The organism is Enterobacter sp. PL_is514 (assembly GCF_055816715.1).
In genome coordinates, this window is record NZ_JBVPGN010000036.1 from 719767 (window position 1) to 734257 (window position 14491).

Here is a 14491-nt window from a genome sequence, read left to right on the forward strand (position 1 = left end):
TGAGGAAGAACGCGATACCGGTTAGCGGCCCGCTTTTAATTTCTGGTAATACTCTTCGTAGAGGCGGCTGGCGTCACCGACATCGTTCTGCCATTCACCTTTGCTGATGGTTTCGGCATCCGGGTAGAGCGATTTATCGTTAGCCACTTCAGGCTTCAGCAGCTTGCGTGCCGCGAGGTTTGGTGTCGGGTAGCCAATTGTCTCGGCAACCTGTTTCGCTACGTCCGGGCGCAGCAGGAAGTTAATCAGCTTCAGCGCCCCTTCAACGTTTTTCGCGTTGGCCGGAATCGACAGACTATCCATCCAGAAGATCCCGCCTTCTTTCGGCCAGACCACCTCAAGCGGCGTACCGGCCTGGCGGGCCACATACGCGGAGCCGTTCCACACCATCCCCAGATTCACTTCGCCTTCCATATACGGGTTAGCCGGGTTATCAGAGTTGAACGCCGCCACATTAGGCATCAGCTTTTTCAGCTCGGTATACGCCGCTTCAATCTCTTTTGGATCCGTCGTGTTGCCCGAGTAGCCCAGCTTGCGCAGCGCCACCTGGAACACTTCACGCGCGTCGTCGGTTAACAACAGGCTGCCTTTGTACTCCGGTTTCCACAGGTCGGCCCAGCTCGTCACCGTTTTCGGATCGACGGCCTCGCTGTTAACGCCAATCGCGGTTGCCCCCCAGATATACGGAATGGAGTAGTCGTTATTCGGGTCGAACGGCTTGTTGAGCATCTCCGGATCGAGGTTTGAAAAATGAGTTAGCTTTGTTTTATCGATCTTCTGGATCATGCCCTCTTTGCGCATTTTGTCGACAAAGTAGGTGGAAGGAACCACCAGATCGTACGCGCCGTCTTTGTAGGTTTTGAGCTTGGCATACATGGTTTCATTCGACTCGTAGGTCGAGTAGATCACCTTGATGCCCGTCTCTTTGGTGAACTGTTCCAGTAGGCCCGGCGGCACATACTCGGTCCAGTTGTAGAAGTAGAGCGTTTTGCTGTCATCAGCGTGCGCGGCACCCATGCCAAGCACCAGCGCCGCAGCGGCGAGCATTTTTTTCATTTCATTGTCCCCTGAGATTTTGTTTTATCACGAGCAATAACCTGGCTGGCGATCACCAGAACCAGCGAAAACACCAGCAGAATGGTCGCCAGCGCGTTCACCTCCGGTGAGACGCCGACTTTCACCATCGAATAGATCTTCAACGGCAGAATTTCATAGCTCGGCCCGGTCACGAAGGAGGACACGACCACGTCATCCATCGACAGGGTGAAGCTCAGCAGCCATCCGGCCGCCACGGCGGGCATCGCCAGCGGCAGGATGATTTTACGCAGGATGATCATCTCGCTGGCGCCAAGATCTTTCGCCGCCTCCAGCATGCGCACGTCGAACCCTTTCAGGCGCGCAAAGACGGTCACCACCACAAACGGCAGGCAGAAGGTGATATGGGAAAACAGCAGCGACCAGAAGCCAAGCTGTACGCCCAGCAGCATAAACAGCACCAGCAGCGAAATCGCCATCACGATGTCCGGCGACATCATCACCACAAACAGCATGCCGCTGACGAACGGCTTACCGCGAAAGCGATAGCGATAGAGCGCCACGGCGGTCAGGGAGCCAATCAGCGTGGCGAAGGTGGCGGAGAAGATCGCCATCGTCAGCGAGTGCTGAGCGGCCTGCAGCAGGCTGTCATTGTTCATCAGCAGGCTGTACCAGTCGGTGGTAAAGCCCTGCCAGTTAATCCCAAAGCGCGAGCTGTTAAACGAGTTCACGATCAAAATAATGATCGGGATATACAGGTAAGCGTAAATGGCGGTCATAAAACCGCCGCGAAGCAGTCGACCGATCATTCGAGTTCCACCTTCTTATTCAGCAGCCGTGATGCGCGCCAGTAGACCAGCAGCATCAGACCCATCACCACCGTCAGCGTGATGCTGGTGGCGGACCCGAACGGCCAGTCGCGGATGTTGAGGAACTGGCTCTTGATCACATTCCCAATCAGCAGGTTTTTCGCCCCGCCCATCAGGTCAGAAACGTAGAACAAGCCCATCGCCGGGAGCATCACCAGCAGACAGCCCGCAATAATACCGGGCATCGTCAGCGGAATAATGATACGGATAAAGGTCTGCAGCTTACTGGCACCCAGATCTTTTGCGGCTTCCAGCAGCGGTTTATCCAGCTTCTCAATGCTGGAGTAGAGCGGCATCACCATAAACGGCAGCAGGATATAGACCAGGCCGACAATCACCGCGCTCGGGGTAAACATGATGCGTATCGGCGTATCAATCACCCCCAGACACAGCAGAAACTCATTCAGGTAACCCTTTGTGCTGAGGAAAATCTTCAGACCATAAATACGGATGAGCGAGTTCGTCCAGAAGGGAACAATCAGTAAAAACAGCAGCAGGGGGCGCACCTTTTGCGGCAGGCCCGCGAGGAACCACGCGAAGGGATATCCCAGTACCAGGCAGGCAATCGTGGCAATCAGCGCCATATTGAGCGAGTGCAGCAGCACGTCAAAATAGAGCGGATCGAGCAGGCGCGCGTAGTTGTCCAGCGTAAAGACCAGCGAAACGAAATGGGTATCGTCGCGGGTCAGGAAGCTGGTGGCGATAATCATCAGGTTGGGGAGAAAGACAAACAACACAAGCCAACCGACGATCGTGGCAATCACCACATTCTGGAATTTACTTGTGTTCTTCATCAGCCAGCACAACCTCCCAGCTTTCTACCCAGTTGATAACCATTTTCTGGTCGAGAGAGTGGTCGAAGTCAGGGTCGTCTTCGTTAAAGAATTCGCTGACCATCACCATTTTGCCGTTCTCCAGCTCGACGACAGACTCCAGCGTCATCCCTTTGTAGTTGCGCTCGCGGATATAGCCGATTAACCCTTCGGCCTCGGTATTGCCGTGAATTTCATCGACGCGCAGATCTTCCGGGCGCAGCAGAACGTTGAGCTTTTGTCCCTTTTCGACGGGGAAATTTACCGTGATATTGCACTCGCGTCCTTCGACGCTGGCGCGCACGCGCTGGTCGTCCAGACGCTCAATCACCGTGGCGTCGAAGATATTGATCTCGCCAATGAAGCTGGCGACAAACAGATTCTTCGGCTCTTCGTAGATTTCACGCGGCGTGCCGTCCTGCTCGATTTTACCGTCACGCATCACCACGATGCGGTCGGACATGGTCAGGGCCTCTTCCTGATCGTGGGTGACGAAGACAAAGGTAATGCCGAGCTTGCGCTGCAGGGCCTTGAGCTCGTTCTGCATCTGCTTGCGCAGCTTGTAATCCAGCGCCGAGAGGGATTCATCCAGCAGGAGCAGACGCGGCTTGTTGACCACGGCGCGGGCGATGGCCACGCGCTGCTGCTGGCCGCCGGAAAGCTGATGGGGTTTACGCTGAGCAAACGTCTCAAGCTGCACCATTCGCAGGGCGTCGGTAACGCGCGGTTCGATCTCGCTCGCCGGGGTTTTTTGCATCCGCAGGCCGAACGCCACGTTTTCAAACACGGTCATGTGCGGGAAGAGGGCATAGCTCTGAAAGACAGTATTGACGTGGCGATCTTCGGCAGGAACCCGGGTGATGTCCTGGTTCTCAAGATGGATATGGCCGTTATCGACGCTTTCCAGCCCGGCGATAAGGCGCAGTACGGTTGTTTTGCCGCAGCCGGAGGGGCCAAGCAGCGTCAGAAACTCACCGTCATTGATGGTGAGAGTGAGGTCGGAAATGACGTCCTTGCCATCAAAACTTTTACGAATTCGTTCCAGTTTCACCAGCGGTGAACGGGTTTGTGTATTCAATTTTTGCGCTGTCCCATATAGACGCCTCAGGCAGCAGACTGAAGCGGGGTTTGTGTGTAACCACCTTGGTGACTCGTAATGAGGGCGGACATTCTACGGCAATCCCCTGCAATCGCCAATCCTTGTCACTGATTCATAAGCTACATTTACTAACGCATAACGATATAAACGGAAAATATTCTCGTTTGCGGGATAAAAGTGACCTGACGCAATATTTGCGTTTTGATGCTTATTGATAATGTTGTCACAAAAAGTGAGGGTGACTGCATGGATAAATTACTTGAGCGTTTTTTACAGTACGTTTCGCTGGATACCCAATCTAAGCCGGGTGTTCGCCAGGTGCCGAGCACCGAAGGCCAGTGGAAGTTATTAAATCTGCTCAAAGAGCAGCTTGACGCCATGGGGCTGGTCAACGTCACGTTAAGCGAGAAAGGCACTGTGATGGGAACGCTGCCGGCGAATGTCCCGGGTGACATTCCGGCGATTGGCTTTATCTCCCATGTCGACACCTCTCCGGATTTTAGCGGTAAACATGTGAACCCGCAGATTGTGGAAAACTACCGCGGCGGCGACATTGCGCTGGGCATTGGCGACGAAGTGCTCTCGCCCGTCATGTTCCCGGTGCTGCACCAGCTGCTGGGCCAGACGCTGATCACCACCGACGGCAAAACGCTGCTGGGGGCGGATGATAAAGCGGGCATTGCCGAAATCATGACCGCGCTGGCGGTGCTGAAGGATAAAAACATTCCGCACGGGGATATCCGCGTGGCCTTTACGCCGGACGAAGAGGTCGGCAAGGGGGCGAAGCACTTCGACGTGGAGGCCTTTAACGCGCAGTGGGCCTATACCGTTGACGGCGGCGGCGTCGGTGAACTGGAGTATGAAAACTTCAATGCCGCGTCCGTTACGATCAAAATTGTCGGCAATAACGTTCACCCCGGTTCGGCGAAAGGCGTCATGGTGAACGCGCTGTCGCTGGCATCCAGAATTCATGCGGAAGTCCCGGCGGAAGAGAGCCCTGAACAGACCGAAGGGTATGAAGGTTTCTATCACCTGACCAGCATCAAAGGCACCGTGGACAGCGCGCAGATGCACTACATCATTCGCGATTTCGAACGCAAAGCCTTTGAGGCGCGCAAGCGTAAGATGATGGAGATCGCCAAGAAGGTGGGTAAAGGATTACACCCTGATTGCTACATTGAACTCATCATCGAAGACAGCTATTACAACATGCGCGAGAAGGTGATGGCGCATCCGCATATTCTCGATATCGCCCAGCAGGCGATGCGCGACTGCGATATTGAACCGCAGCTGAAGCCGATTCGCGGCGGCACCGACGGTTCTCAGCTGTCGTTTATGGGGCTGCCGTGCCCGAACCTGTTTACCGGTGGCTATAACTACCACGGCAAGCATGAGTTTGTGACGCTCGAAGGGATGGAAAAGGCGGTGAAGGTGATTGTGCGGATAGCGGAGTTGACCGCGAAGCGGTAAGAAAAAGCCCGGTGGCGAAGCGCCACCGGGCATTACAGCGACTCAGTCCTCAAAGAACCAGTACCCGCTGTTGACCAGCGCGGCAAGCATCGCGAGGAAGGATGGGTCTTCCAGCGCATCACCAAAGGTGTCGGCAGTCAGCACCAGATGGCTGGCAATGGCTTCCAGCGCCGGACGGTGCGGTGAGTCCAGCTTCTCGCCGTTGACGAACACGTCCTCACCAATGCGCAGCACGCGTAATCCGCCCAGACGTACCAGCTTATCGCCCTGCTGGAGCGCATCATAAATCTCGTCAGCCTGATACGGCGGCTCCGGCGGCGCAACGTCCAGCTCGTGACGAGACTGGCTGATAAACTCGCCAAACCACTGTTTGAAGTGCTCCGGCTCGTTAATCAGATCCAGCATCATGCCGCGCAGCTTATCCAGCTCTACGGGCAGGATATCGGCCGGATGCTCGCGCGCAGGTACATCAGGGTCGCTGTAACGATAGCTGCCCAGCTCGCGTTGCAGAACGTAGTCGGCAAATCCGCTGATCATCTCGCGGCCGCTTGGCGCGCGGAATCCTACGGAGTAGTTGAGTGAGTTTTCCAGCGAGTAGCCCTCGTGAGGGAATCCCGGCGGAATGTAGAGAATGTCACCCGGCTCCAGCTCTTCGTCGATAATCCCTTCAAACGGGTCAACCTGAAGCAGGTCCGGATGCGGGCAGTGCTGCTTCATTGGCACTTTTTCGCCCACGCGCCAGCGGCGGCGGCCCGTACCCTGAATAATAAACACGTCGTACTGGTCCAGATGCGGACCGACGCCACCGCCAGGAACGGAGAAGGAGATCATCAGATCGTCCATGCGCCAGTCGGGCAGGGCGCGGAACGGACGCATTAAGGCGGCCGTCGGTTCGTGCCAGTGGTTGACCGCCTGCACCAGCAGAGACCAGTTGTTTTCACCGAGGTGATCGTAGCTTTCGAAAGGACCGTGGCTAACCTGCCATTTCCCGTCCTGGTGGCTGACCAGACGGCTGTCGACTTCGTTTTCCATGGCCAGGCCGGCCAGTTCGTCAGGCGATATAGGGTCGACAAAATTGCTGAACCCGCGCTTCAGAACCACCGGGCGTTTCTGCCAGTAACGTTCAATAAACTCGGGCCAGTTAAGTGTTAAGTGATAATCCATAATTTTTTTATTCCGCAGGCTCTTACTGACTCGGATTATAACGGAAGCTCAGCCCCCCGGCTGCGAGATCCTCGCATTTTTCACATAACGGGTTAACTATCGTTCGATGTGGGCTGCTGGCGACCAAAAATGACCTCCATTCTGGCGCCGCCCAGCAGGCTTTCGCTGGTTTCGATTTTTCCGTCGTACTGATCGACAATCTCGCGCGCGACGGCTAATCCTACGCCCTGGCCTGGACGTAGCGTATCGGCGCGCTGACCGCGATCGAACACCACGTCACGTTTATTGCGCGGGATCCCCGGGCCATCATCCTCAACGATGATATGCAGCTCGGTTTCCGTCTGACGTGCAGACACTTCCACGAACTCCAGACAGTATTTGCAGGCGTTATCCAGTAGGTTACCCATGACTTCCATGAAGTCATTTTTTTCACCCACAAAGCTTATCTCTGGCGAGATATCGAGGCTGATGTTCACCCCTTTACGCTGATACACCTTGTTGAGGGCGGACGTGAGGTTATCCAGAAGCGGCGCTACCGGATGCAGCTCGCGGCTCAGAAGCGCGCTGCCGGAACGCATGCTGGCGCGATGCAGGTAATAGCCAATTTGCTGTGAAATACGGCTGATCTGTTCTAGCATCACCGGCTCGGCATCGTCGACGCTCAGCTTCGAACTGCGCATTGAACGCAGGGTACTTTGCATCACGGCCAGCGGGGTTTTCAGGCTGTGGGTCAGGTCGGTAAGGGTGGTACGGTATTTATCGTAGCGTTCGCGTTCACTTTTCAGCAGGCGATTGAGGTTACGCACCAGGCTGGTGAGCTCACGGGTTGTTTCCGGGTTCAGCTTCTCGCGATGATGTTCTTCCAGTTCACGAACTTCTTTCGCCAGTGATTCAATGGGGCGCAAGCTCCACCACGCCGCCACCCACAGCAGCGGGATCACCAGCAGCAGATTCGCCGCCAGAACGTAGATGAACCAGCTCCAGACCATATAAGAACGCTTCAGCTCGACCGGAATGGTGTCGATCACCACGATGGTCAGCTGCGGCATGTTCAGCGTCGCCGGGTAGAGGTTAATCGCGACGGAGTGCGTCATCTCCGTTTCGGCGTTGTCGGCGCGGATCTCGTTCAGCTTTTGCTGCAGGGAGCGATCTTCACGGATCAGCGAGCTGGTGGTGTTGAGATCGGCTTCAATTTCATGAAAACCGTTGGTTTTGAGCCAGTCCGGACGAATGCTTTTGACCAGCCACGGGATATCACGCTGCGCCCACAGTAGCTTCCCCTTTTCGTTATAAATCAGGGCCAGCGTGGGACTCTGCTGATTGAGGTTTTCCGGCATTTCGACGGTGATTTTATTGTTTTCCCACTTCGCCAGGGTATAAAACAGGTTGCTTTCGCCACGCAGCAGGCGAAAGGTGGTTTTATCAAAGCTGACGCTGTAGCCCACCAGGGCCACCATGCCGTAGGAGAGCGACAGCACCAGCACGACGGCTGCCGTTGCCAGTAAAAAGCGCACCCGCAGCGAGAGGGGCAAAATATGGCGCAAGATCCGTCTCATTTAGCGTAATTCGAACAGGTAGCCCTGGCCACGGACGGTAGTAATCACATCCTGCGGATATTGCGCCTGAATTTTCTTACGTAAACGTCCCATCAACACGTCAATGGTATGGCTCTCGCGCAGTTCAGCATCAGGATAGAGCTGGAGCATTAAGGAGTCTTTGCTCACTACCTTGCCGTTGTTACGGATCAGCGTCTCCATGATGGTGTATTCGAAGGCGGTGAGCTTGATCACTTCATCATTGATGGATAATTCCCGGCGGGAGAGATCGACCTGGAAAGGCGGGATGGAAATAACCTGTGAAGCCAGCCCGCTATTGCGGCGTAACAGCGCCTGCATGCGCGCCGCCACCTCTTCAATATGGAACGGCTTGGTGACGTAATCATCTGCCCCCGCGCTGAGCACTTCGACCTTATCCTGCCAGCCTTCACGGGCGGTCAGAACCAGAACCGGCAGGGAGACATCGTGGCTGCGCCAGCGGCGAATTAACGACAGACCGTCTTCGTCAGGCAACCCTAAATCGACAATGGCGATATCCGGCAGGTGTTCATTGAGATAATAATCGGCTTCTTTTGCATCTTCAGCATCGTCCACCTGATGTCCCATCTCCTGAAGCTGAACCTTCAGGTGATGACGTAGCAATGCGTTATCCTCAACAACCAGTACGCGCATCATCTCTTCTCCCTAAATAATTGGTATGAATAGTTTAACGCTGATTATGTTGTTGTGGGGATAAACATTGAGTAAACCGGGGAAAAGCATCCCCCTTTTCGGGCGAAAAGGGGGAGAGGGGCGTTACTTCAGCTCGTCGACCATGGTGATGGCGCGGCCAATGTAGTTCGCCGGAGTCATCGCCTTCAGGCGCGTTTTCTCTTCTTCCGGCAGCGCCAGACCGTCGATAAACTGCTTCATGCCTTCGGCGTCAACGCGTTTGCCGCGGGTCAGCTCTTTCAGCTTCTCGTACGGTTTTTCGATGCCATAACGACGCATCACGGTCTGGATTGGCTCCGCCAGCACTTCCCAGTTGTGATCCAGCTCGTCCAGCAGACGGTCACGGTTTACTTCCAGTTTGCTTACGCCTTTCAGGGTGGATTGATACGCGATCAGCGCGTAGCCAATGCCCACGCCCAGGTTACGCAGTACGGTGGAGTCGGTCAGGTCGCGCTGCCAGCGGGATACCGGCAGTTTGCTCGCCATATGCTGCAGCACGGCATTCGCCAGGCCCAGGTTGCCTTCGGAGTTTTCGAAGTCGATTGGGTTCACTTTGTGCGGCATGGTGGAAGAGCCGATTTCACCCGCGATAGTTTTCTGCTTGAAGTGGTTCAGGGCGATGTAGCCCCACACGTCACGATCGAAGTCGATCAGGATGGTGTTGAAGCGCGCAATGCAGTCAAACAGCTCGGCGATATAGTCGTGCGGCTCAATCTGGGTAGTGTACGGGTTCCACTGAATGCCCAGAGAGGTCACGAACTCTTCGCTGAACTGGTGCCAGTCCACTTCCGGGTAAGCGGCAATGTGGGCGTTATAGTTACCGACCGCGCCGTTGATTTTGCCGAGGATCTCAACCTGCTCCAGCTGACGGTACTGGCGTTCCATACGGTACGCGACGTTCGCCATCTCTTTACCCATCGTGGATGGCGTGGCTGGCTGGCCGTGAGTACGGGAGAGCAGCGGAATGTCGCGGTATTCCACGGACAGCGCTTTTACCGCGTCGATGATTTTACGCCAGTAAGGCAGCACCACCTCTTTGCGCGCGGTGGAGAGCATCAGCGCATGAGACAGGTTGTTGATGTCTTCAGAGGTACAGGCGAAGTGAATGAACTCAGACACGGCGTGCAGCGCAGGGACGCTTTCCACTTTCTCTTTCAGGAAGTACTCAACCGCTTTCACGTCGTGGTTGGTGGTGCGTTCAATGGTTTTAATGCGCGCGGCGTCTTGTTCGCTAAACTCAGCAACGATTTTATCAAGGTAATCGTTTGCCTTTTCGTCAAAAGCAGGAACTTCCTTGATTGCTGCCTGGGCGGCCAGCTTTTGCAGCCAGCGTACTTCAACCTGAACACGGAACTTCAGCAAACCATATTCGCTGAAGATCCCGCGCAGCGCGCTGACTTTATCGCCGTAGCGTCCATCGACAGGGGATACGGCGGTCAGTGAGGATAATTCCATAATTCGCAACTCCGGGAGGTTAACAATGAGCAAGAATTTGTTTTGCCTGAGTGGTCAGGCGATTACGAGAAAACATTAACTGCAGGCGGCCACCGCCAACCTGGTGCCACAGCACAGCGGCGCGGATCCCAGCCAGCAGGGACGCACGCACTTTTGCCTGTACCTGCGGACTTTGCAGCACGGCAGGGGATCCGGTGACCTGAATACGCGGGCCCAGCGGGCTGATGACGTCAACATAAATGCCGGCCATGGCGCTGAGCAGCGTGTCGGACTGCAGATCAAAATGGTCGAGCTGACGCTGTAACCCGGCAATACGATCGCCCAGGGTATTGAGCGCGCCTTTTGCTGCGCTCAGCTTACGCTCCAGCACCATCAGGCTCAACGTGTAGCGGGTCAGCTCCGCGTTTAATCCCTGACGGCTGCTGGCGTTAAGCACGCCAAGCAGGGTTTCAAGACCGAGACGAAGATTGGTTTCACTGCCGCCGAACACACCCAGGGTCGAGCCGGGGTTGAGATCGATAACGCTGTTGAGTGAAACGTGCAGGGCGTCAGCATCGCAATGACCCTGATGCGCCAGCTGTTGCACCAGACGGGCTGACTGGCAAATTCCCGCCAGTGCCAGGGTGATGTCATAGTAGTTCTTCGCCACACGGTCTCCTTTATGTGTGCAATCGTATTAAACAGCAGGCAGCGGCAGGCGCTGTTCAATGATCCCGCCGCCCAGGCAGATCTCACCGCTGTAGAAGACAGCAGACTGACCCGGGGTGACGGCGGCGACCGGCTCGTCGAAGCGCACGTCAATGCGATCGTCATCAAGCGCGGTAATGGTGCAAGGAATATCGGTCTGGCGGTAGCGGGTTTTCACCGTGCAGCGCAGCGTGCCTTTCAGCGGCTCACGATCGACCCAGTGCAGCTGCTGGGCGATAAGGCCAACGGACATCAGACGCGGATGATCGTGACCCTGGGCAACAACCAGAATATTGTTTTCGACGTCTTTGTCGACAACATACCACGGATCTTCGCTACCTTCTTTGGTCCCGCCGATACCCAGGCCTTTACGCTGGCCGAGCGTGTGGTACATCAGCCCCTGATGCTGGCCAATCTCTTCACCGTCGACGGTGACAATTTTACCCGGCTGTGCGGGCAGGTAACGTCCCAGGAAATCGCGGAATTTGCGCTCGCCGATGAAGCAGATGCCGGTAGAGTCTTTTTTCTTCGCGGTGATCAGGTCCAGCTCTTCGGCGATTTTACGCACCTGCGGCTTTTCCAGCTCGCCGACCGGGAACAGGCTCTGGGCGATTTGCTCGTGGCTCAGCGTATAGAGGAAATAGCTTTGATCTTTATTGCCGTCCAGACCGCGCAGCAGCTGGCTTTTGCCATTCATGTCTGCACGACGCACGTAGTGACCGGTCGCGATGTAGTCTGCGCCCAGATCTTCTGCAGCGAATTCGAGGAAGGCCTTAAATTTGATCTCTTTGTTGCACAGAATATCCGGGTTCGGCGTGCGGCCCGCTTTGTACTCTTCGAGGAACAGTTCAAAAACGTTGTCCCAGTATTCTGCGGCAAAGTTAACGGTGTGCAGTTCAATGCCGAGCTTATCGCATACGGCCTGCGCGTCGGCGAGATCCGCAGCGGCAGTGCAGTATTCCTCGCCATCATCTTCCTCCCAGTTCTTCATGAACAGGCCCTCCACCTTATAGCCCTGTTGCTGTAACAGGTAGGCGGAAACGGAGGAATCGACACCGCCGGACATGCCGACGATCACTTTTTTCTGGCTATTATCTGACATGGAATACTCACGACATTGAACTTCAAGGCGGCGTATTCTATCACGCCCCCCCACCATTGGCACCCTCTGTAAACGGCCAGTTAAATGCGCCGATGACATCCAGCGGTAAGCGGCCAGCAGACTGCCAGCAGCGAATGCTTTCCGCAACCAGCGGCGAGCGCAGGTTTGGCGCGTTCAGGATCTCGTCGGCAGTGACCCACAGACAGCGGTCGATATCGTCATCCTGCGGCTCTGTGGCGCACGTTTCGCTAAGCTCAACGGCAAATAAAAAGCGCAGGAACGGAGTGTGATCGGGCGCGATCCACTGGTGCATACGGATGAAGTGCTGGGGTTCAGCGTGAATGCCGGTCTCTTCCCACAGCTCGCGTTTCGCGGCCTGCAGCAGGGTCTCATTGGCTTCAAGATGCCCGGCAGGCTGGTTCCACAGCGCTTTGCCGTTAATGCTCTCTTCGACAACAAGGAATTTACCCTTAGCGTGGACCACGCAGGCAACCGTGACATGAGGTTTAAACATAGTGACTCCTTAAGGGGTGACGTCTCGCCATTCGCCGTTTGCCAGCGTTTCCAGCGTGTAGCTGCCCATGGCGTAGCGAATCAGACGCAGGGTAGGGAAGCCGACGTGCGCGGTCATGCGGCGAACCTGGCGGTTGCGGCCTTCATAAAGGGTAATTTTGAGCCAGCTTGTAGGAATGGATTTGCGTTCGCGAATCGGCGGGTTGCGCGGCCACAGCCACTCCGGTTCATTCACGCGTTCAATACCTGCGGGCAGGGTGGGGCCGTCGTTCAGCGTCACGCCGCTGCGTAATTTTTCCAGCGTTTCTTCGTCCGGCTCGCCTTCGACCTGGACGAAGTAAATTTTACCGGTGCGTTTCCCGGGCTGCGTGAGCTTCGCCTGCAAGGCGCCGTCGTTGGTTAAGACCAGCAGGCCTTCGCTGTCGCGGTCCAGACGGCCCGCGGCGTAGACGCCCTGAACAGGTATATAGTCCTTCAGCGTGCTGCGCCCGGCTTCATCGGTAAACTGCGGCAAAACATCGTAGGGTTTATTGAACAAAATAACCCGCTTCGGCTGGGTTTCCTGCGGTCTTCTGGCGGCTTGTCGCGAGCTGAATCGCTCAACCCGGTGTTTTGTAAAAGAAGTTTTCTTCATGGTATTTTCAGGCGTTATCAATTGCCGCATTATAGCCTAATAACGAAGACCTTTCATGGCGCAGGACAATCAGGTACTATCGAAGGGCTCATTACAATTTATTAACATAAGATCAGTAACAACCAGAAGCGCTCGAAGGAGAGGTTAATGGAAAGCAAAGTAGTTGTTCCGGCGGAAGGTAAAAAGATCACCCTGCAAAACGGCAAGATTAACGTTCCTCACAATCCGATTATCCCGTTCATCGAAGGTGACGGTATCGGTGTAGACGTTACCCCGGCAATGCTGAAAGTGGTTGATGCCGCTGTTGAGAAAGCCTACAAAGGCGAGCGTAAAATTTCCTGGATGGAAATTTACACCGGTGAGAAATCTACTCAAGTTTATGGCCAGGACGTCTGGCTGCCAGCAGAAACGCTGGACCTGATCCGCGACTACCGCGTTGCTATTAAAGGCCCACTGACGACGCCAGTTGGCGGCGGTATCCGTTCCCTGAACGTGGCACTGCGTCAGGAGCTGGACCTGTACGTATGTCTGCGTCCGGTTCGTTACTATCAGGGCACCCCTAGCCCGGTTAAGCACCCTGAACTGACCGATATGGTTATCTTCCGCGAAAACTCAGAAGACATCTACGCGGGTATCGAATGGAAAGCCGACTCTGCTGACGCAGAAAAAGTGATTAAATTCCTGCGCGAAGAGATGGGCGTGAAGAAAATTCGCTTCCCTGAGCATTGCGGTATCGGCATTAAGCCGTGCTCCGAAGAAGGGACCAAGCGTCTGGTGCGTGCAGCCATCGAATATGCAATCACCAACGACCGTGACTCTGTGACCCTGGTTCACAAAGGCAACATCATGAAGTTCACCGAAGGCGCGTTCAAAGACTGGGGTTACCAGTTGGCGAAAGAAGAGTTCGGCGGTGAGCTGATCGACGGTGGCCCATGGCAGAAGATCAAAAACCCGAACACCGGCAAAGAGATCATCATTAAAGATGTGATCGCCGATGCGTTCCTGCAGCAGATCCTGCTGCGTCCTGCAGAATACGACGTGATTGCCTGTATGAACCTAAACGGTGACTACATCTCTGACGCTCTGGCAGCACAGGTTGGCGGTATCGGTATCGCCCCTGGCGCGAACATCGGTGACGAGTGCGCCCTGTTCGAAGCGACCCACGGTACTGCACCAAAATACGCAGGTCAGGACAAAGTGAACCCAGGCTCTATCATCCTGTCCGCAGAGATGATGCTGCGTCATATGGAATGGTTCGAAGCCGCAGACCTGATCGTTAAAGGTATGGAAGGCGCGATCAACGCGAAAACCGTAACTTACGATTTCGAACGTCTGATGGAAGGCGCTAAGCTGCTGAAATGTTCAGAGTTTGGCGACGCGATTA

At 55.3% G+C, this 14491-nt stretch carries 14 protein-coding genes; 2 read left to right on the plus strand and 12 right to left on the minus strand.

Annotated elements, in window-relative coordinates; genetic code table 11:
* Window positions 1-21 precede the first annotated feature (21 nt).
* The 4 genes from potD to potA are packed head-to-tail and all read right to left on the minus strand — an operon-like array spanning window position 22 to window position 3824.
* Window positions 22-1056 (minus strand): spermidine/putrescine ABC transporter substrate-binding protein PotD, encoded by a 1035-nt coding sequence (gene potD, locus AC0TNG_RS23795; RefSeq protein WP_024908601.1) that lies wholly within the window; start codon window positions 1054-1056, stop codon window positions 22-24.
* A complete protein-coding gene (gene potC / locus AC0TNG_RS23800; protein ID WP_090417336.1) occupies window positions 1053-1844 on the minus strand; it encodes a spermidine/putrescine ABC transporter permease PotC in 792 nt (263 codons plus the stop codon). The genes potD and potC overlap by 4 nt, the downstream gene beginning before the upstream one ends.
* Complete coding sequence (gene potB / locus AC0TNG_RS23805; RefSeq protein WP_267216701.1) at window positions 1841-2698, minus strand: spermidine/putrescine ABC transporter permease PotB; 858 nt, start codon at window positions 2696-2698, stop codon at window positions 1841-1843. Before potB ends, potC begins: the two co-directional genes overlap by 4 nt.
* Window positions 2682-3824 carry a spermidine/putrescine ABC transporter ATP-binding protein PotA gene (gene potA, locus AC0TNG_RS23810; protein WP_175557795.1) on the minus strand — a complete coding sequence of 381 codons (1143 nt, stop codon included), beginning with the start codon at window positions 3822-3824 and terminating at the stop codon, window positions 2682-2684. The genes potB and potA overlap by 17 nt, the downstream gene beginning before the upstream one ends.
* A gap of 237 nt (window positions 3825-4061) precedes the next feature.
* On the opposite strand from potA, the gene pepT reads away from it, so the two are divergent.
* On the plus strand, window positions 4062-5285 hold the full coding sequence (gene pepT, locus AC0TNG_RS23815; RefSeq protein ID WP_463726854.1) for a peptidase T: 1224 nt from the start codon (window positions 4062-4064) through the stop codon (window positions 5283-5285).
* 42 nt (window positions 5286-5327) lie between these two features.
* Here pepT and AC0TNG_RS23820 read toward each other — a convergent pair whose 3' ends face one another.
* The 8 genes from AC0TNG_RS23820 to rluE all read right to left on the minus strand — a co-directional run bounded on the left by AC0TNG_RS23820 (window position 5328) and on the right by rluE (window position 13137).
* Window positions 5328-6449 (minus strand): ribosomal protein uL16 3-hydroxylase, encoded by a 1122-nt coding sequence (locus AC0TNG_RS23820; RefSeq protein ID WP_267216700.1) that lies wholly within the window; start codon window positions 6447-6449, stop codon window positions 5328-5330.
* 92 nt (window positions 6450-6541) lie between these two features.
* Window positions 6542-8005, minus strand: a complete 1464-nt coding sequence (gene phoQ / locus AC0TNG_RS23825; protein WP_024908595.1) for a two-component system sensor histidine kinase PhoQ — start codon at window positions 8003-8005, stop codon at window positions 6542-6544.
* Complete coding sequence (gene phoP / locus AC0TNG_RS23830) at window positions 8006-8677, minus strand: two-component system response regulator PhoP (protein ID WP_024908594.1); 672 nt, start codon at window positions 8675-8677, stop codon at window positions 8006-8008. It lies immediately after the preceding gene.
* 123 nt (window positions 8678-8800) lie between these two features.
* Window positions 8801-10171 (minus strand): adenylosuccinate lyase, encoded by a 1371-nt coding sequence (purB, locus tag AC0TNG_RS23835; RefSeq protein ID WP_008500757.1) that lies wholly within the window; start codon window positions 10169-10171, stop codon window positions 8801-8803.
* A 19-nt stretch (window positions 10172-10190) separates the two neighbouring features.
* On the minus strand, window positions 10191-10820 hold the full coding sequence (gene hflD, locus AC0TNG_RS23840; RefSeq protein WP_008500756.1) for a high frequency lysogenization protein HflD: 630 nt from the start codon (window positions 10818-10820) through the stop codon (window positions 10191-10193).
* 27 nt (window positions 10821-10847) lie between these two features.
* On the minus strand, window positions 10848-11960 hold the full coding sequence (mnmA, locus tag AC0TNG_RS23845) for a tRNA 2-thiouridine(34) synthase MnmA (protein WP_417927225.1): 1113 nt from the start codon (window positions 11958-11960) through the stop codon (window positions 10848-10850).
* A gap of 40 nt (window positions 11961-12000) precedes the next feature.
* Complete coding sequence (locus tag AC0TNG_RS23850) at window positions 12001-12474, minus strand: NUDIX hydrolase (protein WP_023292763.1); 474 nt, start codon at window positions 12472-12474, stop codon at window positions 12001-12003.
* 9 nt (window positions 12475-12483) lie between these two features.
* Window positions 12484-13137, minus strand: a complete 654-nt coding sequence (rluE, locus tag AC0TNG_RS23855) for a 23S rRNA pseudouridine(2457) synthase RluE (RefSeq protein ID WP_032650888.1) — start codon at window positions 13135-13137, stop codon at window positions 12484-12486.
* Between the two features lie 117 nt (window positions 13138-13254).
* Here rluE and icd point away from each other — a divergent pair.
* On the plus strand, window positions 13255-14491 hold a 1237-nt coding region (gene icd, locus AC0TNG_RS23860), incomplete at its 3' end, for an NADP-dependent isocitrate dehydrogenase (protein WP_473713182.1).

Bases quoted from the DNA above. Each gene is read 5' to 3' on its own strand.
- potD (WP_024908601.1), bottom strand. From the start codon at position 1,056: ATGAAAAAAATGCTCGCCGCTGCGGCGCTGGTGCTTGGCATGGGTGCC.
- potC (WP_090417336.1), bottom strand. From the start codon at position 1,844: ATGATCGGTCGACTGCTTCGCGGCGGTTTTATGACCGCCATTTACGCT.
- potB (WP_267216701.1), bottom strand. From the start codon at position 2,698: ATGAAGAACACAAGTAAATTCCAGAATGTGGTGATTGCCACGATCGTC.
- pepT (WP_463726854.1), top strand. From the start codon at position 4,062: ATGGATAAATTACTTGAGCGTTTTTTACAGTACGTTTCGCTGGATACC.
- AC0TNG_RS23820 (WP_267216700.1), bottom strand. From the start codon at position 6,449: ATGGATTATCACTTAACACTTAACTGGCCCGAGTTTATTGAACGTTAC.
- phoQ (WP_024908595.1), bottom strand. From the start codon at position 8,005: ATGAGACGGATCTTGCGCCATATTTTGCCCCTCTCGCTGCGGGTGCGC.
- phoP (WP_024908594.1), bottom strand. From the start codon at position 8,677: ATGCGCGTACTGGTTGTTGAGGATAACGCATTGCTACGTCATCACCTG.
- purB (WP_008500757.1), bottom strand. From the start codon at position 10,171: ATGGAATTATCCTCACTGACCGCCGTATCCCCTGTCGATGGACGCTAC.
- mnmA (WP_417927225.1), bottom strand. From the start codon at position 11,960: ATGTCAGATAATAGCCAGAAAAAAGTGATCGTCGGCATGTCCGGCGGT.
- AC0TNG_RS23850 (WP_023292763.1), bottom strand. From the start codon at position 12,474: ATGTTTAAACCTCATGTCACGGTTGCCTGCGTGGTCCACGCTAAGGGT.
- rluE (WP_032650888.1), bottom strand. From the start codon at position 13,137: ATGCGGCAATTGATAACGCCTGAAAATACCATGAAGAAAACTTCTTTT.